The sequence below is a fragment of the Kocuria flava genome (assembly GCF_001482365.1).
In the GTDB taxonomy this organism is placed as follows: Bacteria; Actinomycetota; Actinomycetes; order Actinomycetales; family Micrococcaceae; genus Kocuria; species Kocuria flava.
Window position 1 is genome coordinate 1940798 of the sequence record NZ_CP013254.1, and the last position, 25415, is coordinate 1966212.

At 71.4% G+C, this 25415-nt stretch carries 15 protein-coding genes and 3 rRNA genes; 16 read left to right on the forward strand and 2 right to left on the reverse strand.

The features are described 5' to 3' along the window. The first annotated feature begins 74 nt into the window (after positions 1-74). The 6 genes from AS188_RS08675 to AS188_RS08700 all read left to right on the forward strand — a co-directional run bounded on the left by AS188_RS08675 (position 75) and on the right by AS188_RS08700 (position 10778). The gene (locus tag AS188_RS08675; RefSeq protein ID WP_058858518.1) at positions 75-2333 is read left to right on the forward strand and encodes a HelD family protein; all 2259 of its coding nucleotides are present in this window, start codon (positions 75-77) and stop codon (positions 2331-2333) included. A 54-nt stretch (positions 2334-2387) separates the two neighbouring features. Beyond that, on the forward strand, positions 2388-3698 hold the full coding sequence (gene tyrS, locus AS188_RS08680; RefSeq protein ID WP_058858519.1) for a tyrosine--tRNA ligase: 1311 nt from the start codon (positions 2388-2390) through the stop codon (positions 3696-3698). Between the two features lie 453 nt (positions 3699-4151). Further along, positions 4152-5680 (forward strand): 16S ribosomal RNA (locus AS188_RS08685). Positions 5681-6428: 748 nt separating this feature from the next. Beyond that, positions 6429-9564: ribosomal RNA gene (locus tag AS188_RS08690) — 23S ribosomal RNA — on the forward strand. 187 nt (positions 9565-9751) lie between these two features. Next, positions 9752-9868 (forward strand): 5S ribosomal RNA (gene rrf / locus AS188_RS08695). Together the 16S, 23S and 5S rRNA genes form the textbook arrangement of a ribosomal RNA operon. 409 nt (positions 9869-10277) lie before the next feature. Continuing rightward, complete coding sequence (locus AS188_RS08700; protein WP_169797996.1) at positions 10278-10778, forward strand: GyrI-like domain-containing protein; 501 nt, start codon at positions 10278-10280, stop codon at positions 10776-10778. Between the two features lie 111 nt (positions 10779-10889). On the opposite strand, the gene AS188_RS08705 is transcribed toward AS188_RS08700, so the two are convergent. Continuing rightward, positions 10890-12158: a dicarboxylate/amino acid:cation symporter gene (locus tag AS188_RS08705; RefSeq protein WP_058858521.1), complete on the reverse strand. Its 1269-nt coding sequence runs from the start codon at positions 12156-12158 to the stop codon at positions 10890-10892. A gap of 168 nt (positions 12159-12326) precedes the next feature. Here AS188_RS08705 and AS188_RS17235 point away from each other — a divergent pair, with 168 nt between their 5' ends. From AS188_RS17235 to AS188_RS08755, 10 genes are all read left to right on the forward strand, one after another. Continuing rightward, positions 12327-14183 carry a hypothetical protein gene (locus AS188_RS17235; RefSeq protein ID WP_186815354.1) on the forward strand — a complete coding sequence of 619 codons (1857 nt, stop codon included), beginning with the start codon at positions 12327-12329 and terminating at the stop codon, positions 14181-14183. Further along, positions 14176-15180 carry an HAD-IIA family hydrolase gene (locus AS188_RS08715; RefSeq protein ID WP_058858522.1) on the forward strand — a complete coding sequence of 335 codons (1005 nt, stop codon included), beginning with the start codon at positions 14176-14178 and terminating at the stop codon, positions 15178-15180. Before AS188_RS17235 ends, AS188_RS08715 begins: the two co-directional genes overlap by 8 nt. A gap of 80 nt (positions 15181-15260) precedes the next feature. Then, complete coding sequence (locus tag AS188_RS16890) at positions 15261-15431, forward strand: hypothetical protein (RefSeq protein ID WP_157570919.1); 171 nt, start codon at positions 15261-15263, stop codon at positions 15429-15431. Beyond that, positions 15428-16189, forward strand: coding sequence for a TlyA family RNA methyltransferase (locus tag AS188_RS08725; protein WP_058858524.1), 762 nt, complete (start codon positions 15428-15430; stop codon positions 16187-16189). Before AS188_RS16890 ends, AS188_RS08725 begins: the two co-directional genes overlap by 4 nt. A 95-nt stretch (positions 16190-16284) precedes the next feature. Further along, on the forward strand, positions 16285-17334 hold the full coding sequence (locus tag AS188_RS08730; protein ID WP_058858525.1) for an NAD kinase: 1050 nt from the start codon (positions 16285-16287) through the stop codon (positions 17332-17334). Then, positions 17331-19136, forward strand: a complete 1806-nt coding sequence (gene recN, locus AS188_RS08735; RefSeq protein ID WP_083529355.1) for a DNA repair protein RecN — start codon at positions 17331-17333, stop codon at positions 19134-19136. Before AS188_RS08730 ends, recN begins: the two co-directional genes overlap by 4 nt. Positions 19137-19172: 36 nt before the next feature. Continuing rightward, positions 19173-20897: a CTP synthase gene (locus tag AS188_RS08740; protein WP_058858526.1), complete on the forward strand. Its 1725-nt coding sequence runs from the start codon at positions 19173-19175 to the stop codon at positions 20895-20897. 98 nt (positions 20898-20995) lie between these two features. Further along, the gene (locus tag AS188_RS08745) at positions 20996-21649 is read left to right on the forward strand and encodes an NUDIX domain-containing protein (RefSeq protein WP_058858527.1); all 654 of its coding nucleotides are present in this window, start codon (positions 20996-20998) and stop codon (positions 21647-21649) included. 317 nt (positions 21650-21966) lie between these two features. Continuing rightward, entirely contained in the window at positions 21967-22872 is a 906-nt protein-coding gene (locus AS188_RS08750) for a site-specific tyrosine recombinase XerD (RefSeq protein ID WP_373865629.1), read from the forward strand. 148 nt (positions 22873-23020) lie between these two features. Then, positions 23021-24193, forward strand: coding sequence for a D-alanyl-D-alanine carboxypeptidase family protein (locus tag AS188_RS08755; RefSeq protein ID WP_157570920.1), 1173 nt, complete (start codon positions 23021-23023; stop codon positions 24191-24193). A gap of 35 nt (positions 24194-24228) precedes the next feature. Here AS188_RS08755 and AS188_RS08760 read toward each other — a convergent pair whose 3' ends face one another. Then, positions 24229-25380 carry a bifunctional 2-methylcitrate synthase/citrate synthase gene (locus tag AS188_RS08760; protein ID WP_058858529.1) on the reverse strand — a complete coding sequence of 384 codons (1152 nt, stop codon included), beginning with the start codon at positions 25378-25380 and terminating at the stop codon, positions 24229-24231. Positions 25381-25415 lie beyond the last annotated feature (35 nt).

Consider the following 25415-nt stretch of genomic DNA (forward strand, 5'->3'; position numbering starts at 1 on the left):
CCGACGGGCCCGGCAACCGGCGCGGGCGTCGCTAGAATGGATCGCCTGTCCGACCGGGAACGAGGTGTGCACCCATGGCAGAGACCGTCGCCACGACGGCGGCCGAGCAGCTGGCCGTCGAGCGCGAGTACGTCGCGAGGCTCTACGAGCGGCTGGACGAGCTGCGGGCCGAGAAGACCGAGGAGCTCGCGGCCGTGCGCCGCAGCCGCTCCAGCGGCAACCACCAGAACCGCTCCGAGCGCGACGCCTTCGCCTCGCACTACGAGGACCGGCTGGCCCAGCTCAACGCCGTGGACCACCGCCTGGTCTTCGGCCGGCTCGACACCGACGAGGACGAGCGCCGCTACGTGGGCCGGATCGGCCTGGCCACCGAGGACCACCAGCGGCTGATGGTCGACTGGCGCGCCCGCGAGGCCGCCGCGTTCTACCAGGCCACCGCCCAGCACCCCATGGGGGTGCGGCGGCGCCGCCACCTGATCCTCGAGGGGCGGGAGGTCACCGCCCTGGAGGACGACGTCCTGGACCCGCAGATGCTCGACGACGAGGGCGTGCTGCACGGCGAGGGAGCCCTGCTGGCGGCCCTGAACCAGAAGCGCACGGGCCGGATGTCGGACATCGTGGCGACGATCCAGGCCGAGCAGGACCGGATCATCCGCGCGCCCCTGCCCGGGGTGCGGGTCGTGCAGGGCGGGCCCGGCACCGGCAAGACCGCTGTGGCGCTGCACCGTGCCGCGTACCTGCTCTACGAGCACCGGGAGCGGCTGCGGAAGGCGGGAGTGCTGATCATCGGCCCGTCGTCGTCGTTCCTGTGGTACATCGAGCGCGTGCTGCCGGCCCTGGGCGAGACGGGCGTCGTGATGTCCTCCCTCGCGGAACTGTTCCCCGGCGTCTCCGCCGTGCCCGAGCGGGACCCCGAGGCGGCCCGGCTGAAGGCCGGGCTGGAGATGGCCGAGGTCGTGGCCAGGGCCGTCAAGGACCGGCAGAAGGTGCCCGGGGCCGACCAGGTGCTGCGCGTGGACACCCACCGGGTCACCCTGACCCGCAAGGCGGTCAAGCGGGCCCGCGACAAGGCGCGCGCCACGGGCAAGCCGCACAACGAGGCCCGGAACACCTTCGTGAAGATCCTGCTGCGCGAGCTCACCGAGCAGCTGGGGGAGCACCTGAACAGCACCAGCGGCAACGTCATGGACCGCTCCTACCTCGCCGAGGACATCCGCCAGTCCCGGGACGTGCGGGTGGCCCTCAACCTCGCGTGGCTGCCGCTGACCCCGCAGCAGCTCGTGGACCAGCTGCTCAGCAAGCGCCACTACCTCGAGTCGGCCGCGCCGCACCTGCGCCCCGCCGAGGTCGAGGCGCTGCTGCGCCCGGCCGGCGCCCCCTTCACGGTGGCCGACGTCCCGCTGCTCGACGAGGCGGCCGAGCTGCTCGGCGACCTCGACGCCGCCGGCGTGCGGGTGCGGGCCGAGGCGGAGCGCGAGCAGCGGCGGTCCGCCGAGAACGCCGAGCGCGCCCTGCAGAACATGCACCAGAGCCTCGAGGACGTGGGCGTCGACGGCGTCGTCTCCGCCCAGGACCTCACCGCGTTCAACACCGTGACCCCGCACCGGATGACGGCGGCGGAGGCGGCCACGGCCGACCGGACGTGGGCCTACGGGCACGTGGTCGTCGACGAGGCCCAGGAGCTCACGCCCATGCAGTGGCGGGTGCTCATGCGCCGGTGCCCCATGAAGTCCTTCACGGTGGTGGGGGACATCGCCCAGGCCGGCTCTACCGTCGCCGCCCGCAGCTGGGCGGAGTCGCTCGGACCGTTCGTGGGGGACCGGTTCGCGCTCGAGGAGCTGACCGTCAACTACCGGACCCCCGCCGCGATCGCCCGGGCCGCCGCCGGGGTGGCCCGCGCCGCGGGCCTGGAGGTCTCCTCCCCGCGGGCGGTGCGCGAGGGCGAGCCCCCCGTGCTCACCCGCGTCGGCGAGGACGGGCTGGTCGAGGGCGTGCTCGAGCAGGTCCGCGCGGAGCTCGAGGTCGTCGAGGGCGGGCTCGTGGCCGTCATCGCCGCCGAGGACCGGCTGCCCGAGCTCGGCGCCGCCCTCGCCCGGGCCCTGCCCGGGACCGTCGGGGCCGGGGTGCGCCGGCTCGACCGTCAGGTCGTGGTGCTCTCGGCGTGGGACGCCAAGGGCCTGGAGTTCGACGCGGTCGTGCTCGCGGAGCCCGCGGCGCTGGTCCACGAGGCCGGCGGCGGTGTCGGCAACCTCTACGTCGCCATGACCCGGCCCACCCAGCGCCTGCGCGTGGTCGCCGCCGGGGAGCTGCCGGCGGGCCTCCAGCAGGACTGACGCCCCCGGTGCCGGGGCGCGGGCGCGCGCCCGCGCCCTGGTACCTTGGAGGCCGTGTCCAACGCGATCGATCTGAACTCCCAGCACAACGACCCGACCTTCGCCACCGTGTGGCAGGAGCTGACGTGGCGGGGGCTGGTCCACGTCTCCACCGACGAGCAGGCCCTCGAGCGGGCGCTGTCGGAGGAGACCGTCACCTATTACTGCGGGTTCGATCCGACCGCCGCCTCGCTGCACCTGGGCCACCTCGTGCAGCTGCTGCTGATGCGCCGGCTGCAGCTGGCCGGGCACCACCCCATCGGCCTGGTCGGCGGCTCCACGGGACTGATCGGCGACCCCCGGCAGACCTCCGAGCGCGTCCTGAACTCCCGGGAGACCGTGGCCGAGTGGGTCGGGTCGCTGCGGGAGCAGATCCACCGGTTCCTCTCCTTCGAGGGGGACAACGCCGCGGTGATGGTCAACAACCTCGACTGGACCGCGCCGATGTCCGCGATCGACTTCCTGCGCGAGATCGGCAAGCACTTCCGGGTGGGGACCATGATCAAGAAGGAGATCGTGGCCAAGCGGCTGAACTCGGAGGAGGGCATCTCCTACACCGAGTTCAGCTACCAGGTGCTGCAGGGCCTGGACTACCTCTACCTCTACCGCGACCACGGCTGCACCCTCCAGACCGGCGGGTCCGACCAGTGGGGCAACCTCACCTCCGGCACCGAGCTGATCCGCAAGGTCGAGGGGGCCGCGGTGCACGCCATCGGCACGCCCCTGATCACCAACTCCGACGGCACCAAGTTCGGCAAGTCCGAGGGCAACGCCGTGTGGCTGGACCCGGAGCTGACCTCGCCGTACGCGTTCTACCAGTTCTGGCTCAACACCGCCGACGCCGACGTGGTCGACCGGCTCAAGGTCTTCACGTTCCTGACCCGCGCGCGGATCGAGGAGCTCGCCCAGCAGGTGCGGGACGCCCCCTTCCGCCGCGAGGCGCAGAAGGTGCTCGCCTGGGAGGTCTGCACCCTGGTGCACGGGACCGCCGCCACCGAGCAGGCCGTCGCCGCCTCCGAGGCCGTGTTCGGGAAGGGCGAGCTGGCCGGGCTGGACGAACCGACGCTCGCCGCCGTCGCGGCCGAGCTGCCCTCGGTCGTGGTCGGCCGGGAGGAGCTCTCCGTCGTCGACCTGCTCGTCGCCACCGGCCTGGCCGAGTCCCGCTCGGCCGCCCGCCGCACGCTCAAGGAGGGCGGCGCCTCGGTGAACAAGGCCAGGATCGAGGGGGAGGACGCCGTCATCGACCCGGAGCAGCTGCTCCACGGGCGCTACGCCCTGCTGCGCCGCGGCAAGAAGCACCTGGCGGCGGTCGTCGTCGAGCACTGAGCCGGCCCGTACCGCTCCCGTCCCGCCCCGGGGCCTGGTTTGCAGGCCCCGGGGCGGGCGTGTAATGTTTTCGAAGTCGCAGGGCGGGGCCGAGAGGCCGGCCGGCGACGAAGCCGCAAAGATCAGCACGGTGAACTCGCCGTGCCTAGTTCATGCGGAGGACCGTTCGCACGGTCCGGAACGGGGTGCACGTCAAGTTGACACGCCGAGAACGGACTGCGTAGGATGATCCAGTCGCAACGGGCCGGGAACGAAGAGTTCACCGGCCGGGCAGCGACGAGAATTCATCTCGGTTTCGGGGTCTAGTGGCCCGGTTGCCGGTCTGTTGTTTGAGAACTCAATAGTGTGCCATGTTTGTTGATACCGGATGTTTTTTGTCTGGTTGATGGATCGCTGTGCCCTGCCTCCGTGGGGTGTGGTGGTCTTGTCGGCCGGGGTTTTGTTTTCTGTTTTTTGACGGAGAGTTTGATCCTGGCTCAGGACGAACGCTGGCGGCGTGCTTAACACATGCAAGTCGAACGCTGAAGCTCCAGCTTGCTGGGGTGGATGAGTGGCGAACGGGTGAGTAATACGTGAGTAACCTGCCCTTGACTCTGGGATAAGCCTGGGAAACCGGGTCTAATACTGGATACGACGTCCTACCGCATGGTGGGGGGTGGAAAGGGTTTTACTGGTTTTGGATGGGCTCACGGCCTATCAGCTTGTTGGTGGGGTAATGGCCTACCAAGGCGACGACGGGTAGCCGGCCTGAGAGGGTGACCGGCCACACTGGGACTGAGACACGGCCCAGACTCCTACGGGAGGCAGCAGTGGGGAATATTGCACAATGGGCGCAAGCCTGATGCAGCGACGCCGCGTGAGGGATGACGGCCTTCGGGTTGTAAACCTCTTTCAGCAGGGAAGAAGCCACAAGTGACGGTACCTGCAGAAGAAGCGCCGGCTAACTACGTGCCAGCAGCCGCGGTAATACGTAGGGCGCAAGCGTTGTCCGGAATTATTGGGCGTAAAGAGCTCGTAGGCGGTTTGTCGCGTCTGCTGTGAAAGCCCGGGGCTCAACCCCGGGTCTGCAGTGGGTACGGGCAGACTAGAGTGCAGTAGGGGAGACTGGAATTCCTGGTGTAGCGGTGAAATGCGCAGATATCAGGAGGAACACCGATGGCGAAGGCAGGTCTCTGGGCTGTTACTGACGCTGAGGAGCGAAAGCATGGGGAGCGAACAGGATTAGATACCCTGGTAGTCCATGCCGTAAACGTTGGGCACTAGGTGTGGGGGACATTCCACGTTCTCCGCGCCGTAGCTAACGCATTAAGTGCCCCGCCTGGGGAGTACGGCCGCAAGGCTAAAACTCAAAGGAATTGACGGGGGCCCGCACAAGCGGCGGAGCATGCGGATTAATTCGATGCAACGCGAAGAACCTTACCAAGGCTTGACATCCACCGGACCGCACTGGAGACAGTGCTTCCCTTCGGGGCTGGTGGACAGGTGGTGCATGGTTGTCGTCAGCTCGTGTCGTGAGATGTTGGGTTAAGTCCCGCAACGAGCGCAACCCTCGTTCTATGTTGCCAGCACGTGATGGTGGGGACTCATAGGAGACTGCCGGGGTCAACTCGGAGGAAGGTGGGGATGACGTCAAATCATCATGCCCCTTATGTCTTGGGCTTCACGCATGCTACAATGGCCGGTACAAAGGGTTGCGATACTGTGAGGTGGAGCTAATCCCAAAAAGCCGGTCTCAGTTCGGATTGAGGTCTGCAACTCGACCTCATGAAGTCGGAGTCGCTAGTAATCGCAGATCAGCAACGCTGCGGTGAATACGTTCCCGGGCCTTGTACACACCGCCCGTCAAGTCACGAAAGTTGGTAACACCCGAAGCCGGTGGCCTAACCCCTTGTGGGAGGGAGCCGTCGAAGGTGGGACCGGCGATTGGGACTAAGTCGTAACAAGGTAGCCGTACCGGAAGGTGCGGCTGGATCACCTCCTTTCTAAGGAGCCGTTGACCGCCGTGTGGTGGTCGCCCCCGCCTGAGTGCCCGTTCGTGGTGCTGGTGGGGTGAGCTCATGGGTGGAATATCAACGAACGAGTGGCCGCACACCACGGCCGCCGTCTCCTGCTGTCCCCGTTGCGGGGTGGTCGGTGCTGGTGGTGGTGGGGTGCTGGTGGTGCGGGTCTGTTCAGTACCTGCTCCTGGGGGTTCCTTGACGGGGGCCTGTGGGGGTGGTGGAACGCGGGTCCGGTGCTGCTGGTGCTGGTGTGGTCCTTGGCGCACTGTTGGGTCCTGAGACAACAGGCCCCTCTGTTGTCGCTGTCCTGCTGTGGGTCGGTCGCGGGTTCGTCCTGTGGTCGGCGTGGTGGGGTGGTGGTGCGGGGGGTGTGGTGTTTCGGTTGTTCCCGGCGCCCTGCGTCGGATGCTTGTCCCGGGTCTGGTCCCGTTCTCCGTGGTGGAGGGCGGGGGTGGGTTCCTGGGGGTGGCGTCCGGGTGGTGTGGGGTGTGTGGGTTGTTGTTTGAGAACTGTATAGTGGACGCGAGCATCTTGAAGACGCCGCACCGTGCTCGCCCCGTTCGCGGGGTGGGTTCCTGCCTGTCGGGTGGGGTGGTGCGGGACGTTTTCGTGATTTGTGATCGCCGCCGGCTGCCGGCCGTGGTGCCCTCGTGCTGTCCTTCCCGTTGTGTCGGGGTGGGTGGTGTGGTGGTGCCCGGTGTGTGGCCGGTCGGTGTGTTCTGTGATCATGTGGCAAGTTTTCAAGGGCGTACGGTGGATGCCTTGGCATCAGGAGCCGATGAAGGACGCGGTAATCTGCGATATGCCTCGGGGAGCTGATAAACGAGCTGTGATCCGAGGGTCTCCGAATGGGGAAACCCCGCCGCGTGTTATGCGTGGTGACCCGTACCTGAATTCATAGGGTGCGTGGAGGGAACGTGGGGAAGTGAAACATCTCAGTACCCACAGGAAGAGAAAACAACAGTGATTCCGTCAGTAGTGGCGAGCGAACGCGGAAGAGGCTAAACCGGTGGTGTGTGATACCCGGCAGGGGTTGCATCATCGGGGTTGTGGGGCGTGTTTGTCCTGGGTCTGCCGGCCCGGGCGTGTGAGTGCAGGGCGATAGTCGAACCGGTGTGAGTGCCGGGCCGTAGAGGGTGGAAGTCCCGTAGACGAAATCGTTGCTGCCGCATGGAGCGCGTGCCCAAGTAGCACGGGGCCCGAGAAATCCCGTGTGAATCTGCCAGGACCACCTGGTAAGCCTAAATACTCCCTGATGACCGATAGCGGACCAGTACCGTGAGGGAAAGGTGAAAAGTACCCCGGGAGGGGAGTGAAATAGTACCTGAAACCGTGCGCCTACAATCCGTCGGAGCCTTACGGGGTGACGGCGTGCCTTTTGAAGAATGAGCCTGCGAGTTAGTGTTACGTCGCGAGGTTAACCCGTGAGGGGTATCCGTAGCGAAAGCGAGTCCGAACAGGGCGTGTGAGTGGCGTGATCTAGACCCGAAGCGAAGTGATCTACCCATGGCCAGGTTGAAGCGCGTGTAAGAGCGCGTGGAGGACCGAACCCACTTCAGTTGAAAATGGAGGGGATGAGCTGTGGGTAGGGGTGAAAGGCCAATCAAACTTCGTGATAGCTGGTTCTCCCCGAAATGCATTTAGGTGCAGCGTTGCGTGTTTCTTGCCGGAGGTAGAGCTACTGGATGGCCGATGGGCCCTACAAGGTTACTGACGTCAGCCAAACTCCGAATGCCGGTAAGTGAGAGCGCAGCAGTGAGACTGTGGGGGATAAGCTTCATAGTCGAGAGGGAAACAGCCCAGACCACCAACTAAGGCCCCTAAGCGTGTGCTAAGTGGGAAAGGATGTGGAGTTGCTCAGACAACCAGGAGGTTGGCTTAGAAGCAGCCACCCTTGAAAGAGTGCGTAATAGCTCACTGGTCAAGTGATTCCGCGCCGACAATGTAGCGGGGCTCAAGTACACCGCCGAAGTTGTGGCATTGCACCAATGATACCCAACCGGTCCTCTTCGGGGGTCCGGTTCAGGTGGTGCGATGGGTAGGGGAGCGTCGTGTGGGCAGTGAAGCTGCGGGGTGACCCAGTGGTGGAGCCCACACGAGTGAGAATGCAGGCATGAGTAGCGAAAGACGGGTGAGAAACCCGTCCGCCGAATGATCAAGGGTTCCAGGGTCAAGCTAATCTGCCCTGGGTCAGTCGGGACCTAAGGCGAGGCCGACAGGCGTAGTCGATGGACAACGGGTTGATATTCCCGTACCGGCGAAGAACCGCCCCTATCGAACCGGGGACACTAACCACCCGAACCGGGCCACGCGGTGACCATTGGTCATCGCCGGCGCCGGGGAGCGTGGGACCTGAACCGGGGAGGTAAGCGTATTAACAGGTGTGACGCAGGAAGGCAGCCGAGCCGGGCGATGGTAGACCCGGTCCAAGCGTGTAGGGCGATCCGTTGGCAAATCCGCGGATCACGGGCCTGAGACGTGACGGGACCCCCATTCGTGGGGGGATTCGGTGATCCTATGCTGCCGAGAAAAGCATCGACGCGAGGTTCCAGCCGCCCGTACCCCAAACCGACACAGGTGATCAGGTAGAGAATACCAAGGCGATCGAGAGAATCATGGTTAAGGAACTCGGCAAAATGCCCCCGTAACTTCGGGAGAAGGGGGGCCCGGACCGTGAACGGAACATGCTTCCGGGAGCGGGTAAGGGCCGCAGAGACCAGGGGGAAGCGACTGTTTATCAAAAACACAGGTCCGTGCGAAGTCGCAAGACGATGTATACGGACTGACTCCTGCCCGGTGCTGGAAGGTTAAGAGGACCCGTTAGCCTCACGGCGAAGCGGAGAATTTAAGCCCCAGTAAACGGCGGTGGTAACTATAACCATCCTAAGGTAGCGAAATTCCTTGTCGGGTAAGTTCCGACCTGCACGAATGGAGTAACGACTTCCCCGCTGTCTCAACCATGAACTCGGCGAAATTGCAGTACGAGTAAAGATGCTCGTTACGCGCAGCAGGACGGAAAGACCCCGAGACCTTTACTATAGTTTGGTATTGGTGTTCGGTGTGGCTTGTGTAGGATAGGTGGGAGACTGTGAAGCGGGCACGCCAGTGCTCGTGGAGTCATCGTTGAAATACCACTCTGGTCACTCTGGACATCTAACTTCGGCCCGTGATCCGGGTCAGGGACAGTGCCTGATGGGTAGTTTAACTGGGGCGGTTGCCTCCTAAAGAGTAACGGAGGCGCCCAAAGGTTCCCTCAGCCTGGTTGGCAATCAGGTGTCGAGTGTAAGTGCACAAGGGAGCTTGACTGTGAGAGCGACAGCTCGAGCAGGGACGAAAGTCGGGACTAGTGATCCGGCGGTACATTGTGGAATGGCCGTCGCTCAACGGATAAAAGGTACCTCGGGGATAACAGGCTGATCTTGCCCAAGAGTCCATATCGACGGCATGGTTTGGCACCTCGATGTCGGCTCGTCGCATCCTGGGGCTGGAGTTGGTCCCAAGGGTTGGGCTGTTCGCCCATTAAAGCGGTACGCGAGCTGGGTTCAGAACGTCGTGAGACAGTTCGGTCCCTATCCGCTGCGCGCGCAGGAAATTTGAGAAGACCTGTCCTTAGTACGAGAGGACCGGGACGGACGAACCTCTGGTATGGCAGTTGTACCGCCAGGTGCACCGCTGCTTCGCTACGTTCGGAAGAGATAACCGCTGAAAGCATCTAAGCGGGAAGCTCGCTTCGAGATGAGATTTCCACGCACCCTCGTGGTGCGAGAGGCCCCCAGCGAGACCACTGGGTTGATAGGCCGGAGGTGGAAGCACGAACCAACGACGTGCGCAGCCGACCGGTACTAATAGGCCGACAACTTACCCACAACCCCCACCCCTGGTGGGGCACAGAACACCGCGTCCACTATACGGCTCCCAACCAACAACCCCCGTCCCCGACCCCGTGGTCGGGCAACGGTACGGGAACCACAACTGAATACTCACGAGCAGTCGTGACACGACTTCCCACCCACCCCGGGCACCCCCCCGCGGGCCGGGCCGCGGAGAACGAGTTACGGCGGTCATAGCGTGGGGGAAACGCCCGGTCCCATCCCGAACCCGGAAGCTAAGACCCACAGCGCCGATGGTACTGCACCCGGAAGGGTGTGGGAGAGTAGGACACCGCCGGACCACACCAGAAGGGTCGAGCCCCCGCACCACACGGTGCGGGGGCTCCCCGCATTAAACCACCCCCACCCGGCACCCACGGGCCCCCGGACCCCCCGGGGGGTGACCACCACAGGCCCCGCCGACCGGGACCGGACTTCCGCACAGCCCCGCACCCCACGGTCCGGGGGCTCCCTGCCGCCCCCGGACACCGGATTGGGCACCGGACCCGACACAGCACACCGTGCCGGCCCCACCCGCCACAGGACACCGGACACTGGGCCGGACCCGGCCCGGGACCACCCCGCAGGGACACCGGCGCCCGCGCCAGCCGCACCGACCCCGGCGGGCACATCGTCCCGACAGCTGCCTTCACCGGTCGCCGTCGGGCATGCCGGTTCCGTTCGTGCAGCGTCCGGCGCAGACTGGTCCCATGGATGACAGCACCCGGCGCCCCGACCACCGCGGAACCCCGTCCGGTCCCCGTGTGACCCGGTGTGCGGGCCGGCACACCGCCGTCGTCCGCGGGACGGTGGCGATGGAGGAGCTGCGTCCGTTCTTCGACGAGGCCTTCCGGGACCTCGGCCGGGCCGTGGCCCGGGGAGAGATCGTTCCGGACGGACCGGCCCTCGCGGTGTACCAGGCCGAACCCGGGCGGACCGTGGCGCTGGAGGTCGGGTTCCCCGTCGTGCACCCGGTGGTCCCGTCGGGGAACATCGTGCCGGGACGGCTGCCGGCGGGCCGCGTCGTCGAGCTGGAGCACCGCGGCGGCTACGACGGGCTCGGCTCCGCCTGGGAGCGGCTGCGCACCTGGGCCCGGGAGCAGGGCGTGGTGCTCGGGGCGCCGCTGTGGGAGGTCTACGAGACGCAGCCGTCCCCGGAAGCGGATTCCGGGTCGATGCGCACGCGGCTGTGCTGGTCCGTCGCGGACTGAGGTCACGGCCGTGCTCCGGTGGGACGGGCTCCGGGAGCGCAGAGGGCCCCGACCGCACGGTCGGGGCCCTCTGCGCTCCCGGAGCCCGTCGTCCTGCCCGGGCCGAGACGGTCAGGAACGGCGGAGAGGTCCCTCCCCGGCGGTCCCGGTCGCGGAGGGCGCACCGTCGTCGTCCGAGGTGATCACCAGCTCCGGCTCCAGGCCCTCGACCCGGGTGCCGATGAGCTTCTGCATGATGGTGGCGAGGGCGCCGTCGCCCGTGACGTTCGTGGCCGTCCCGAAGGAGTCGATGGCGATGTAGGTGGCGATCATCAGCGCCACGGCCGTCTCGTCGAACCCCAGCATCCCCTGGAGCACGCCCACGGCGGCCATGATGGCCCCGCCCGGCACGCCCGGGGCGGCGACCATGGTCACCCCGAGCATCAGGATGAAGCCGAGGTAGGTCAGGTCGTCCACCGGCATGCCCGTGATCGTCATGATGGCGAGGGAGAACAGGACGATCTTCAGCGTCGACCCGGAGAGGTGGATCGTGGCCGCGAGCGGGACGACGAACCCCGCGACGGGGCGGCTCACGCCGTTGGCCTGGACGCACCGCAGGGTCACGGGGATCGTGGCCGCCGAGGACGAGGTGCCCAGTGCCGTCGCGTAGGCAGGCAGCATGTTCTTCAGGAGCACGAACGGGTTGCGCCGCGTGTAGAGGCCCGCAACCGTGTACTGGAGCAGCAGCAGGGTGACCGTGAGGACCAGCGCCAGCACCGTCACCGTCAGGAACGTGGTGACGACCGTGAGGATCTGCCCGTTCATCGTCAGCCCCAGGAACATCCCGAAAATGTACACGGGCAGCAGCGGGATGATGACCAGCTCCACGATCCGCATGATGATCCGGCGCAGGTCGTCCATGCTCCGGTGCAGCGTGTCACCGGGGATCAGCGTGATGCCGACCCCCAGGCAGAAGGCGAGCACCAGCGCCGTCATCACCCCGAACACCGGGTCGATCTCGAGGACGAAGTAGCTGCTGAGGCCGCTCTCCTCGGGGCTGGCCAGGGCCTCGACCGAGCGCTGCCCGCCGAGCAGCCAGGGATACGTGCCGCGCGCCACCAGGTAGGCGACGAGGCCGGCGAAGACCGTGGAGCCGTAGGCCAGCGCCGCCGTCAGCCCGAGCCACTTCCCCGCGCCGCGGCCCAGGTCGGCGATCGCGGGGGTCACCAGCCCGAGGATGAGCAGCGGGATCAGGAAGCCCAGGAACGCACTGAACAGGCCGTTGAACGTGACGAAGACGCGGGCGAGCTCCTCGGGGAAGAACAGCCCGCACACGACGCCCAGGGCGATCCCGATGAGCACGCGCACCAGCAGGTGGGACGTGAGTGGTTTCTTGGTCATGCCCACGATTATCCCGTGGGCGGGACGTGGTCCCGACCACGGCATCGGGGGCCGCCGCCCGCCTCGCCTAGAATGGGTGCGATCAGAACAGGGGGTCGTTCGGCCGTGGTGGCCGCGATCCGCAACCACGAACGCCACCGGTCCCCGGTCGGCACAGAGGAGCGGTACGTGTCCGAGTCTTTCCAGCACGGTTCCCGGGACGAGCGCGACGGCGGTGGCCCGCGGTCCGGCCGCTCCGGCTCGGACGGCAGCTCCGGCCGCTCCGGCCGCTCCTCCGGTCCCCGGGACGGCCGCTCCGGCGGTCCGGGGCGCCGTGAGGGCCGCGGCGAACGTCCGTGGCGTGACCGCGGTCCGCGCGAGGACGACCGCCGGGGCGGACCCGGCCGGAACGAGGAACGCAGGGGCGAGGGCCGTGGCGGCCACGGCGCCCGCCGCGAGGGCGGTGCTGCCGGTCAGGGCGGCCGGGACCGCCCGGGCGACCGGCGGGACGACCGGCGCGACGGCTACGGCGACCGGCGTGAGGACCGGGAGAGCCGTCCGTGGCGTGACCGCGGTCCGCGCGAGGACGACCGCCGTGGCGGACCCGGCCGGTGGGAGGACCGGCGCGGAGGAGCCGAGCGGCGGAACGACGACCGGCGCGGGGGTTTCGGTGAGCGTCGCGAGGGTGGTGCCGGGTCGCGTCAGGGCGGCCGGGACGATCGGCGCGGGGGTTACGGTGAGCGCCGCGAGGGTGGTGCCGGGCCGCGTCAGGGCGGCCGGGACGACCGGCGCGGCGGCTACGGCGACCGGCGTGAGGACCGGGGGGGCCGTCCGTGGCGCGAGCGCGGTCCGCGCGAGGACGACCGCCGGGGCGGACCCGGCCGGCGCGACGACCGGGCAGGGGAGCGCCGGGGCGGCTACGGCGACCGGCAGGACGCCCGCAGCGGCGGAGGACCCCGCCGGGACGACCGGTGGGTCGGTGGCGGGCGGCGCGAGGACCACCGCGAGGACCGCTACGACGCCTCCACCCACCGGCACCGCGCCCCCGAGGTCGACGAGGACATCACCGGCCGCGAGCTCGACAAGCCCACGCGGGCGCAGCTGGGCGCCCTGGAGCCCCGCAACGCCGAGGCCGTGGCCAAGCACCTCGTGATGGCCGGGCGCTATCTGGAGGACGACCCGCAGCTCGCGCTCGAGCACGCCCAGGCCGCGGGCCGGCGGGGCGGGCGCATCGCCGCCGTACGGGAGGCCACGGCGATCGCCGCATACGAGGCCGGAGACTGGGCGCTCGCGCTCAAGGAGCTGCGCACCTACCGGCGGATGACCGGCTCCCAGGAGCACCTGCCCCTCATGGTCGACTGCGAGCGGGCCCTCGGGCGCCCGGAGAAGGCCGTGGAGCTCGCGACCTCGGAGGCGGTGGCCGAGCTGGACGCCGCGGGCCGGGTCGAGCTGGCCATCGTCCTGGCCGGCATGCGCCGCGACCAGGGCGACGCCCAGGGGGCCGTGGACGCGCTGAGCATCCCCCAGCTGGACCGCAACCGGGGCTTCTCCTACAGCCCCCGCCTCTTCCGCGCGTACGCCGAGGCGCTGCGCGGGGTCGGCCGCGACCGCGAGGCCGTCGCGTGGGACCGTCAGGCGGTGGTCGCCGAGGCCGCTCTCGGCACGGGCCAGTTCGCCGAGCCGGAGATCGTGGACCTCGTCGGCGAGGAGCCGGAGGAGACGGGCGTCGAGCTGCCCGACGACGCCGCGGCCGGCGGCGAGCAGGCCTCCGGCGCGGGCGGTCCCGGCGAGCAGGCCGTCGTCGCCGAGACCGCTCCCGGCGGCACCGCCACGCAGGACCCGGACGACGGGGCCGAGGACGGGACCGAGGACGTGCTCGACGAGGGGACGGACGAGGAACCGGAGGACGACGACGAGCGCGGCGAGGACCTCGACCCGGACGACGAGGGCGAGGGCGGCCGGGAGGCCGACCTGGACCCCGACGACGACGAGGAGCTCGTCGCCGACGACGCGGACGGGGCACAGGAGGGGCCGGCGCGTGGCTGAGCGCCTCCTGGACCGCTTCGACGCCGTGCTCAGCGACCTGGACGGCGTCGTCTACGCCGGTGACCACGCCGTGGCCGGGGCTCCCGCGACGCTGGCGCGCGTCGTCGCCGACGGGGTGCCGGTCGTCTACGTGACGAACAACGCCTCCCGGTCCGTCGGCGCGGTCGCCCGCCACCTCACGGACCTCGGCCTGCCGGCCTCGCCCGAGGCCGTGGTCAGCTCGGCGCAGGCCGGCGCGGAGCTGCTCGCGCAGCGGCTGTCGGCGGGCACGGCCGTGCTGGTCACGGGCGCCGCCGCGCTCGAGGAGGTGGTCGCCGGGGCCGGGCTGCGTCCGGTCCGCACCCAGGCCCAGGCCCCGCGCGCGGTCGTGCAGGGCCTGGACCCCGAGCTGCGGTGGGCGGACCTGGCGGAGGCCTCCTACGTCCTGGCCGACCCGGACGTGCTGTGGATCGCCACCAACACGGACCTGACCATCCCCAAGGAGCGGGGCATGGCCCCGGGCAACGGCGCGCTCGTGGCCGCCGTGGCCACTGCCACCGGCCGCACCCCGGAGGTCGCCGGGAAGCCGGAGGCACCCATCTTCCGCACCGCCGCGCGACGGGTGGGCAGCACCCGTCCCGTCGTCGTGGGCGACCGCCTGGACACCGACGTGCTGGGCGGCAACCGGGCCGGTTTCACCACGGTCGCCGTGCTCACCGGCGTCGACACCCGCGAGAGCATCCTGGCGGCGCGCACCGCCGAGCGCCCGGACCACGTCGTCGCGACCCTCGAGGCCCTGCTCGCGCCCTGTCCGGAGGTCGCGGCGGAGTCCTCCGCGGACGGCCACCGCGCCGCGTGCGGAACGGCCCGCGCTGAGACCGACGGCGCGGTGCTGCGCGTCCACGGGGACCCCGATGACCTCGACGCCTGGCGGGCCGCCTGCGCGGCGTGGTGGGCGGCCCACCCGCAGACGGACGAGCCGCGCCGGCCCGAGCTGGTGTGGACGGGATCCCGGTGACGCAGGGGGAGGACGCGGGGAGCCCCGCACCGGACCCCGCCCCGGACGGGACCGCCCCGCCCCCGACGGGGCATCCCGAGGTGGACGCCGCGCTCGCGCCGGTGGCCGAGCTCGCCACGACCCCGCTCGAGGAGCACGCCGAGCTCTACGAGACCGTGCACGCCCGGCTGAGCGCGGCCCTGGAGGCCGAGCCCGGGGCCGTGCCCGCAGCCCTGCGCCCCGAGGCCCCGGAGCAGGACGCGGGGCCGTGAGCGCACGCCTCGACCAGGAGCTGACCTCCCGGGGCCTGGCCCGCTCGCGGACCGTGGCCGCGCGGTGGATCGCCGGGGGACGCGTCGCCGTGAACGGGACCGTGGCGCGCAAGCCCTCCGCCCGGGTCGGTCCCGGGGACCGCCTCGAGGTGCGCCCCGCCGAGGTCCCGGACTACGTCAGCCGCGCCGGGCACAAGCTCGCCGGGGCGCTCGAGGCGTTCCGCGAGGTCGTGGTCGCCGGGCGGCGCTGCCTGGACGCGGGGGCCTCGACGGGCGGCTTCACCGACGTGCTGCTGCGCGCCGGGGCGCGCGAGGTGCTCGCGGTCGACGTCGGCCACGACCAGCTGGATCCCGGGCTGCGCGCCGACCCGCGGGTCCGGGTCCACGAGGGCCTCAACGTGCGGGGTCTGCGCCCCGAGGACGTCGGCGGGCCCGCCGAGCTGACCGTGTGCGACCTCTCCTTCATCTCCCTGACCCTGGTGGTGGGCCCGCTCGCGGCGGCCACGGTCCCCGGCGGCGACCTGCTGCTGATGGTCAAGCCCCAGTTCGAGGTCGGCGCGGACCGGCTCGCGCGCACCGGTGTGGTCACCTCCGAGGCCGAGCGGGCCCGGGCGGTGGAGGCGGTCGCCTCGGCGGCCCGCGCGCACGGGCTCGAGGTGCTCGGCCGGCGGCGCAGCCCGCTGCCCGGCCAGGACGGCAACCACGAGTTCTTCCTGTGGTGCCGCCGGCCCGGGACCACCGCGGCGGGAACCTGCTGAGAGTCCGCGGGCTCGCGTAGGGTGGAGCACGGTCCCCGCCGCCGGGGCACCGTGGCCAGCCACCCCGAACCCACCAGTGGAGGACGTGAGGACCCGTGAGCAGGAAGATTCTGGTCATGGCCCACATGGGCCGGCAGGAGGCCAAGGACGCCGCGCGCGACTCGTGCCGCCAGCTGCACGACGCAGGGCTCGTCCCGGTGCTCTCCCGGGCCGACCTCGACGCCCTCCAGGAGGACATCGAGCCGCTGGCCCCCGTGGAGGTCCTGGAGGAGGACGTCTCCCTGCGGCAGATCGAGCTCGTGATGGTCCTCGGCGGGGACGGGTCGATCCTGCGCGCCGCCGAGCTCGTGCGCCGCGTGGACACCCCGCTGCTCGGGGTGAACCTGGGCCACGTGGGGTTCCTCGCCGAGAGCGAGCGCTCGGACCTGGCCGGGACGGTCGAGGCCGTCGTCGACGGCCGCTACACCGTCGAGCAGCGCATGGCCATCGACGTCACCGTGTGGCAGGGCGAGCACAAGGTGCTGCACACCTGGGCCCTCAACGAGGCCTCGGTGGAGAAGGGCAACCGGGAGAAGATGATCGAGGTGGTCGTCGAGGTCGACCGCCGGCCCCTGAGCACCTTCGGCTGCGACGGCGTGGTCCTGGCGACCCCCACCGGCTCCACCGCCTACGCCTTCTCCGCCGGCGGGCCGGTCGTGTGGCCCGAGGTGGAGGCGCTGCTCATGGTGCCGCTGAGCGCCCACGCCCTGTTCTCCCGGCCGCTGGTGATCTCCCCGAACTCCATGATGGCCGTGGAGGTGCTCACCCGCACCGACACCCGGGGGGTGCTGTGGTGCGACGGCCGGCGGACCACCGAGCTGCCGCCGGGGTCCCGGATCGAGGTCGTGCGCTCCCCGCGCGCCGTCAACCTCGCCCGCATGCACCGCACCCCGTTCTCCGAGCGGCTCGTGCGCAAGTTCGAGCTGCCCACCACGGGCTGGCGCGGACCCGTGCCCCCCGAGGAGGCCGCCGCGGCGCGCACCGCCGCGCTGCCCACGGTCGCCGCCGAGCCCCCGGCCCACGCCGGCGTGGGCCGGGAGATGCCCTATCCCGCGGACTCCGACGTCCCCGGTCCCGCCCCGTCCTCCGGGGGGCCCGGGGCATGATCGAGGAGATCCGCATCCACGACCTCGGCGTCATCACCGACGCCGTGCTGCCCCTCGGGCCGGGCCTGAGCATCCTCTCCGGCGAGACCGGGGCCGGCAAGACCATGGTCGTCACCGCGCTGGGGATGCTGCTCGGCAACCGCTCCGACGCCGGCGCGGTGCGCGCCGGGGCCCCCCGCGCCGTCGCCGAGGCCGTCGTGCGCGTGGCCGGCGGGCACCCCGCGGCGGCACTCGTCGAGGACGCCGGCGGGGCCGTGGACGTCGAGACGGTCGGCGCGCACGAGGAGGCCCTCGTCACCCTGGCCCGCACCGTGACCGCCGAGGGCCGCAGCCGCGCCCACGTGGGCGGGCGCTCGGCGCCCGTAGGGACCCTCTCGGCCGTGGGCCAGACGCTCGTGGCCGTGCACGGCCAGTCCGACCAGCTGCGCCTGAGGTCCCCGGCCGCCCAGCGCCACGCCCTCGACCAGTACGCGGGGGAGGAGCTGGCCGCGGACCTCGCCCGCTACCGGGGCCTGCTGGGCGAGTACCGCACCGCGCAGCAGCAGCTGCGCGAGGTCACCGAGCACGGCCGGGAGCGGGCGCTGGAGGCGCAGACCCTGCAGGGGGCGCTCGAGGAGATCGACGCCGTGGACCCCCAGCCGGGCGAGGACGAGCGGCTGGACCAGGAGAGCCAGCGGCTGACCAACCTCGAGCAGCTGCGCGCCGCCGCGCTGACCGCCCACACCGCCCTGAGCGGCGGCGAGTTCGCCGAGGGCGACGCCGCCGACGCGACCGCCCTGATCGCCGCCGCCCAACGGGCCCTCGAGCAGGAGGCGGCCGCCGACCGCGAGCTCGAGGAGCTCGCCGCCCGGGTCGCCGAGCTCAGCGTGCTCGTCACCGACGTCGCCGCCGACCTCTCCGGCTACGCCTCCGGGCTCGACGACGAGGGCCCGGCCCGCCTCGCCGAGGTCGAGGCCCGCCGCGCCAGGCTCAAGACGCTGACGCGCAAGTACGGGGCCACGGTCGACGAGGTCCTCGAGTGGGCGGACCGGTCCCGGCAGCGCCTCGACGAGCTCACGGACGACCCCGCCCGCGAGGAGGAGCTGCGCGCCCGGCTCGAGCAGCTGCGCACCGGGCTGGCCGAGCTCGCGGACCGGATGACCCGGCGCCGCCGTGAGGCCGCCGAGCGGCTCTCGGCGGCCGTCAGCGAGGAGCTCACGGCGCTCGCGATGCCCAACGCGTCCCTGGTCATCGAGGTCGAGCCCGTCGAGGAGTTCACCGCCCACGGCCGTGACGAGATCTCGTTCCTGCTCCGCCCGCACGCCGCGGCGACCCCCCGGCCCCTGGGCAAGGGCGCCTCCGGCGGTGAGCTCTCCCGCCTGATGCTGGCCATCGAGGTGGTCCTGGCCGCCGTGGACCCCGTGCCCACGTTCGTCTTCGACGAGGTCGACTCCGGGGTGGGCGGCAAGGCCGCCGTCGAGATCGGGCGCCGGCTGAAGATGCTCGCCCAGCACGTCCAGGTGCTCGTCGTCACCCACCTGCCCCAGGTCGCGGCCTTCGCCGACCAGCACGTGCTCGTGACCAAGAGCGGCGACGCCACGGTCAGCGACGTGCGCGTGCTCGACGAGGAGGAGCGGGTCGTGGAGCTCGCCCGCATGCTCGCCGGGCACGAGGACTCGGCCGCCGCCCGGGAGCACGCCCGCGAGCTCGTGCGCGGCGCCGCGCTCGAGCCGGCCGGCGGCACCGGGGCGGACCCCGGCCGCCCGGGCGGGGAGCGTGCCCCGCGGGGCGACCGGCCCGGCGGCGCCCGCTCCGCGCGGTGACCTGACGCACTGACCCCCAGGCCGAGGAGGCAAAGAATGCTAGGCTCGAATTCCGTGGTGAATGCAAACGAAGCCGCCCCCGGGGCCGGCGCACAGCAGACCGAACGCACGCGACCGGAGAAGGTCACCCGCCAGATCTTCGTTACGGGAGGTGTGGCCTCCTCGCTCGGCAAGGGACTCACCGCCTCCTCCCTGGGGATGCTCCTGCGGGCGCGCGGGCTGTCCGTGACGATGCAGAAGCTGGACCCCTACCTCAACGTGGACCCGGGCACCATGAACCCGTTCCAGCACGGCGAGGTCTTCGTCACCGACGACGGCGCCGAGACGGACCTGGACATCGGCCACTACGAGCGGTTCCTCGACGAGAACCTGGACGCCTCCGCCAACGTGACCACGGGCCAGGTCTACTCCACGGTCATCGCCAAGGAGCGCCGCGGCGAGTACCTCGGGGACACCGTGCAGGTCATCCCGCACATCACCGACGAGCTCAAGAACCGGATGCGCCGCCGCGCCGAGGGCGAGGACCGACCGGACATCATCATCACCGAGATCGGCGGCACGGTCGGGGACATCGAGTCCCAGCCCTTCCTCGAGGCGGCCCGCCAGGTCCGCCAGGACGTGGGCCGGCGCAACGTGTTCTACCTGCACGTCTCCCTCATCCCGTACATCGGCCCCTCCGGGGAGCTGAAGACCAAGCCCACCCAGCACTCCGTGGCCGCGCTGCGCGGGCTGGGCATCCAGCCCGACGCCCTCGTGCTGCGCTCGGACCGGCAGGTCCCCGACGCGATGCTGCGCAAGATCGGCAACGCCTGCGACGTCGACCACGACGCCGTCATCTCCTGCCCGGACGCCCCGAGCATCTACGACATCCCCACGACCCTGCACTCCCAGGGCCTGGACACCTACATCCTGGACTACCTGGGCCTGGACTACCGCGACGCCGATCTCGCCCAGTGGGAGCGGCTGCTGCACGCGGTGCACGAGCCCTCGCACTTCGTGACCGTGGCCATGGTCGGCAAGTACATCGACCTGCCCGACGCCTACCTGTCGGTCTCCGAGGCGCTGCGGGCCGGCGGCTTCGCCAACGACGCCCGCGTGAAGATCAAGTGGGTCGCCTCCGACCTGTGCGAGACCCCCGAGGGCGCCGAGCGAGAGCTCGGCGACGTCGACGCGATCTGCATCCCCGGCGGCTTCGGCATCCGCGGCATCGAGGGCAAGCTCGGCGCCCTGAGCTACGCCCGCCGCCACCGCATCCCCGCCCTCGGGCTGTGCCTGGGCATGCAGTGCATGGTCATCGAGTTCGCCCGCACCGACCTCGGCCTCGCCGATGCGTCCTCGACCGAGTTCGAGCCGGAGACGGCGCACCCGGTGATCGCCACGATGGACGAGCAGAAGCAGTTCGTCGAGGGCGGCGGGGACCTCGGCGGCACGATGCGCCTGGGCCTCTACGAGGCCCGCCTGGCCGAGGGCTCCGTGGTCGCCGGGACCTACGGCTCCACCAGCGTCCAGGAGCGCCACCGGCACCGCTACGAGGTCAACAACGAGTACCGGGAGCGCCTCGAGCAGGCGGGCCTGGTGCTCTCCGGGACCTCGCCGGCCGGCACGCTCGTGGAGTTCGTGGAGCTGCCCCGCGAGGAGCACCCCTACTACGTGGGCACCCAGGCGCACCCCGAGCTGATGTCGCGCCCGACCCGCCCGCACCCGCTGTTCGACGGCCTCGTGAAGGCCGCGCTCGAGCGCCGGGAGGCCGTGGGCCGCTGAGCCCGGGCCCGTCCCCGCACGGGCACCCCGCGCAGGCGCCGCGTCCCGGCAGGGACCGGCGCCTGCGCCGTCCCCGCACCGACCACCGGAAGGACCCCATGGACATCCGCAGCATCGCCCCCGAGGAGCTCGCCGACCGCACCAGCGAGCGCCGCACGGTGGCCTCCGAGACCGTCTACGAGGGGCACATCTGGGACGTGCGCCGCGACGAGTTCGAGCTCGCGGAGGGCACCGGCGCGCTCAGCCGCGACTACATCACCCACCCGGGGGCGGTCTCCGTGCTCGTGCTCGACGACGAGGACCGGGTGCTGCTGATCAACCAGTACCGCCGCCCGGTCGGGATGACGATGTGGGAGATCCCCGCCGGGCTGCTCGACGTGGCCGGCGAGGACCCGGCCGCGGCCGCGCGGCGTGAGCTCGCCGAGGAGGCCGACCTGCGGGCCGAGCGGTGGGCGGTGCTCGTGGACTTCCACAACAGCCCGGGGTCCTCGTCCGAGGCGAACCGCATCTTCCTGGCCCGCGGCATCGGCGAGGTCCCCGAGGACCGGCTGCACGAGCGCGACGGTGAGGAGGCCGAGATCCACGGCGCCTGGGTCCCGCTCGACGACGCGGTGCGGGCGGTGCTCGAGGGGCGGCTGAACTCCCCGGCGGCGGTCATCGGCCTGCTCGCCGCCCACGCCGCGCGGGCCGACGGCTACCGCAGCCTGCGCCCGGCCGACACCCCGTGGCCGGGGCACCCGGCCCACCGGTGACCGCCCCGGCTCCGTCCGGGCGGGGACGTCCTGGGGCAGCGGACCCCGGGCGGCCCGCTGCGGGCGGACCGTCCGCAGCGGCGAGGGCCCCCGAGGGGTCCGGTGCCCTCGCCGGCGACGCCGGCGAGCGGGTCCCCGGCGAGCAGGTCCCCGCCGGGACGGACCGGCCGGAGGGCCGCCCGGCGGCGGCCGGCTCCGGGACCGGAACCCCCGCAGCGGACACCCCGCGCCCGGAGGTCCCGGGGGCGCCCGGGGCGGGCGAAGACGGGCCCGACGAGCTGGCCCGCGCCGCGGAGCGCTACCTGCAGCACCTGGCCGTGGAGCGCGGGCTGTCCGCCAACACCCTGACCGCCTACCGGCGGGACCTGCGGCGCTACGCCGAGCACCTGCGCGCCCGCACCGACCCGCCGGTGACCGCGCCGCGGGCCGTGACCACCGGGCACGTGCGCGCGTTCCTGCGCGCCCTGCACGAGGGCACCGCGGAGCACCCGCCGCTGAGCACCCGCAGCGCCGCCCGCGTGCTCGTCGCCGTGCGGGGCGCCCACCGCTTCTGGGTCCTGGAGGGCCTCACCCGCACCGACCCGGCCGCGGCCGTGGCCCCGCCGACCCCGGGGATGCGCCTGCCCAAGGCCGTGCGCGTGGACGAGGTGGAGGCGCTGCTGGCCGCGACCGGGACGGAGACCCCCCAGCAGCTGCGCGACCGGGCGCTGCTGGAGGTGCTCTACTCGACCGGGGCGCGGATCTCCGAGGCGATCGCCCTCGACGTCGACGACCTCTCCCGGGCCGTGCGCCGGGGCGGGGAGGAGACCGGGCTGCCGTTCGTGCGGCTGTTCGGCAAGGGCGGCAAGGAGCGGATGGTGCCCCTGGGCTCGTGGGCCGTGCGCGCGGTCGACGACTGGCTCGTGCGCGGGCGGCCGGCGCTCGCGGCGCGGGGCCGCGGGACCCCCGCGCTGTTCCTCAACGCCCGCGGGGGCCGGATCAGCCGCCAGACGGCCTGGACGGCCGTGAAGGACGCCGCCGAGCGGGCCGGGCTCGGCGAGCGGATCACCCCGCACACGCTGCGCCACTCCTTCGCCACCCACCTGCTCGAGGGCGGCGCGGACCTGCGGGTGGTCCAGGAGCTGCTCGGGCACGCGTCCGTGAGCACCACGCAGGTCTACACCCTCGTGTCGGTCGAGTCCCTGCGCGAGGTCTACGCCGCGGCCCACCCCCGCGCCCGGTAGCCCACGGGCGGCCCTGCCGCCGGAGCCGGTCCGCCGTGCGGTCCCCGCGGCCGGTGGGGCCCGGAGGCCCTACCTGCGCGCGGCCCGGCGTCCTACCCTGGATGTGCACCCGCACATCCAGGGGGCGGGTCCGAGGGATCGAGGCGCCGTGGAACGGGAACTGCTTGCCGGGGGCCGGGTGCGCCGGAGCCTGTCGGTCCTGCTGTGCGCGGCGGGGCTCGTGCTCGGGCCGGTCGTCGTCCCGGGGGGATCGGCGCCGGCCTCCGCCGCCACGGCCATCGAGGCGGAGCACGCCCGGCTCGGCGGGGTCGGCGGGCGGCTCGGCGCGGCCCTGGGCCCGGAACGCTGCGGGCTGCCGCGCGAGGGGTGCTGGCGGCGGTTCGAGCGGGGCCACGTCCACTGGTCGCCGGCCACGGGGGCCCGGGCCACCTGGGGTGCCGTGCGCGCCGCCTGGGCCGCCCAGGGGTGGGAGCGCGGGCCCCTGGGCTACCCGGTGGGCCGGGAGGTCTGCGGGCTGCGGGACGCCGGCTGCCGGCAGGCCTTCGAGGGCGGGGTGGTGCTGTGGTCACGGCCGAGCGGGGCCCACCCCACCGGGGGAGCGATCCGGGCGGCCTGGCTGCGCCACGGCGCCGAGCGGGGCGCCCTCGGCTACCCCGTCTCGGGCGAGAGCTGCTCCGGGGGTTCCTGCCGGCAGTCGTTCCAGCGCGGCCGGGCCGAGTGGTCCCGCGGCGGCGGCACCCGGGTCCACCGGGAGATCGACCGGGCCGCGTCCGTCCACGTCGTGGTCAACAAGCGCCGCCCGCTCGTGCCGGCCGACCACGCCCCGGCGGACCTGAAGGCCGTGGAGGGCCAGCAGCTGCGCTCGGCCGCCGCCGCGGCACTGCGGCGGATGCAGCGGGCCGCGGCCGCGGACGGCGCTCCCTTCACGGTGGTCAGCGGCTACCGCTCCCACGCCGTGCAGGCGAGCCTCTACCAGCGCTACGTCGCCCTGTACGGGCAGGCGCAGGCCGACCTGATCTCCGCGCGGCCCGGCCACAGCGAGCACCAGACGGGCCTGGCCGTGGACATCGGCGACCCGGGCGGTGCCTGCGGTCTGCAGACCTGCTTCGAGCGCACCGCCGCCGGGGCCTGGGCGCGCGCCCACGCGCACGAGCACGGGTTCGTGGTGCGCTACCCGGCCGGGCACACGGCCACCACGGGCTACGCGTACGAGCCCTGGCACCTGCGCTGGGTCGGCGAGCACGTGGCCCGGGGCATGGTCGAGCAGGGCATCCCCACCCTCGAGCACTACATGGGACTGCCGCCGGCGCCGTCGTACTGACGGCACCGGCGGCAGGACCCGACGTGCGGGCGGGCTCAGGCGCCGGGCACGTGCCGCTCGTCGGGGCCGTTGTACTCCGACAGCGGGCGGATCAGGGAGTTGGCCGCGACCTGCTCCATGACGTGCGCGGTCCAGCCCGTGATCCGGGCGGCGACGAACAGCGGGGTGAAGGTCGGGATGTCGAAGCCCATCAGCCAGTAGGTCGGCCCGGCGGGGTAGTCGAGGTTGGGCTTGATGTCCTTGGCCTCGCCCATGGCCTTCTCGAGGCCGTTGTACAGCCCCAGCAGCTCCGGGCGGCCGTAGTGGTCGATCATCCGGTCCAGGGCCGCCTTCATCGTGGGCACCCGGGAGTCGCCGTGCTTGTAGACCCGGTGGCCGAAGCCCATGATCTTCTTCTTCGCCGCCAGCGCCTCCTCCATCCAGGCCTTGGCCCGGGCCTCGGCGTCCGCCGGGGACTCGTCGGCGCGGATGCCCAGCTCCTCGAAGGTCTCCATGACGGCCTCGTTGGCCCCGCCGTGCAGCGGGCCCTTGAGCGCGCCGATCGCCGCCGTGACCGCCGAGTGCAGGTCCGACAGGGTCGAGGTGACCACGCGGGCGGTGAACGTCGAGGCGTTGAAGGAGTGCTCGGCGTAGAGGATCATCGAGACGTTGAACGCCTCGACCACCGCCGGGTCGGCCTCCTCCCCGAAGGCCATCCACAGGAAGTTGGCGGAGTAGCCCAGGTCCTCGCGCGGGGCGACAGGCTCCTGGCCGCGGCGGCGGCGCTGGTCGTAGCAGACGACCGCCGGCATGGCCGCGAACAGCTTCTGGGCCTTGCGCAGGTTCGCCTCGGGGGAGGAGTCCTCCGCCTCGGGGTCCTGGGCGCCCAGGACGGAGGCCGCGGTGCGGCACACGTCCATGGGGTGACAGGTGGTCGGCAGCGCGTCGACGATCGCCTTCAGCTCCGGGGTCAGCGCGCGGTGGGCCCGCTCCCGGGCCGTGAACTCGGCCAGCTCCTCCTCCGTGGGCAGCTCGCCGGTCCACAGCAGCAGCGCCACCTGCTCCATCGAGCAGGACGCGGCCAGCTCCTGGACCGGGTAGCCGCGGTAGAGCAGCGAGTTGGTCTCGGGGTTGACCTTGGAGACGGCCGTGTAGTCGGCGACGACGCCGGCCAGGCCCTTGCGGACCTCGGTCTGGGACTCGGTCATGAGGTTCTCCTGGGGGATCGGAATGGGTGCGGGTC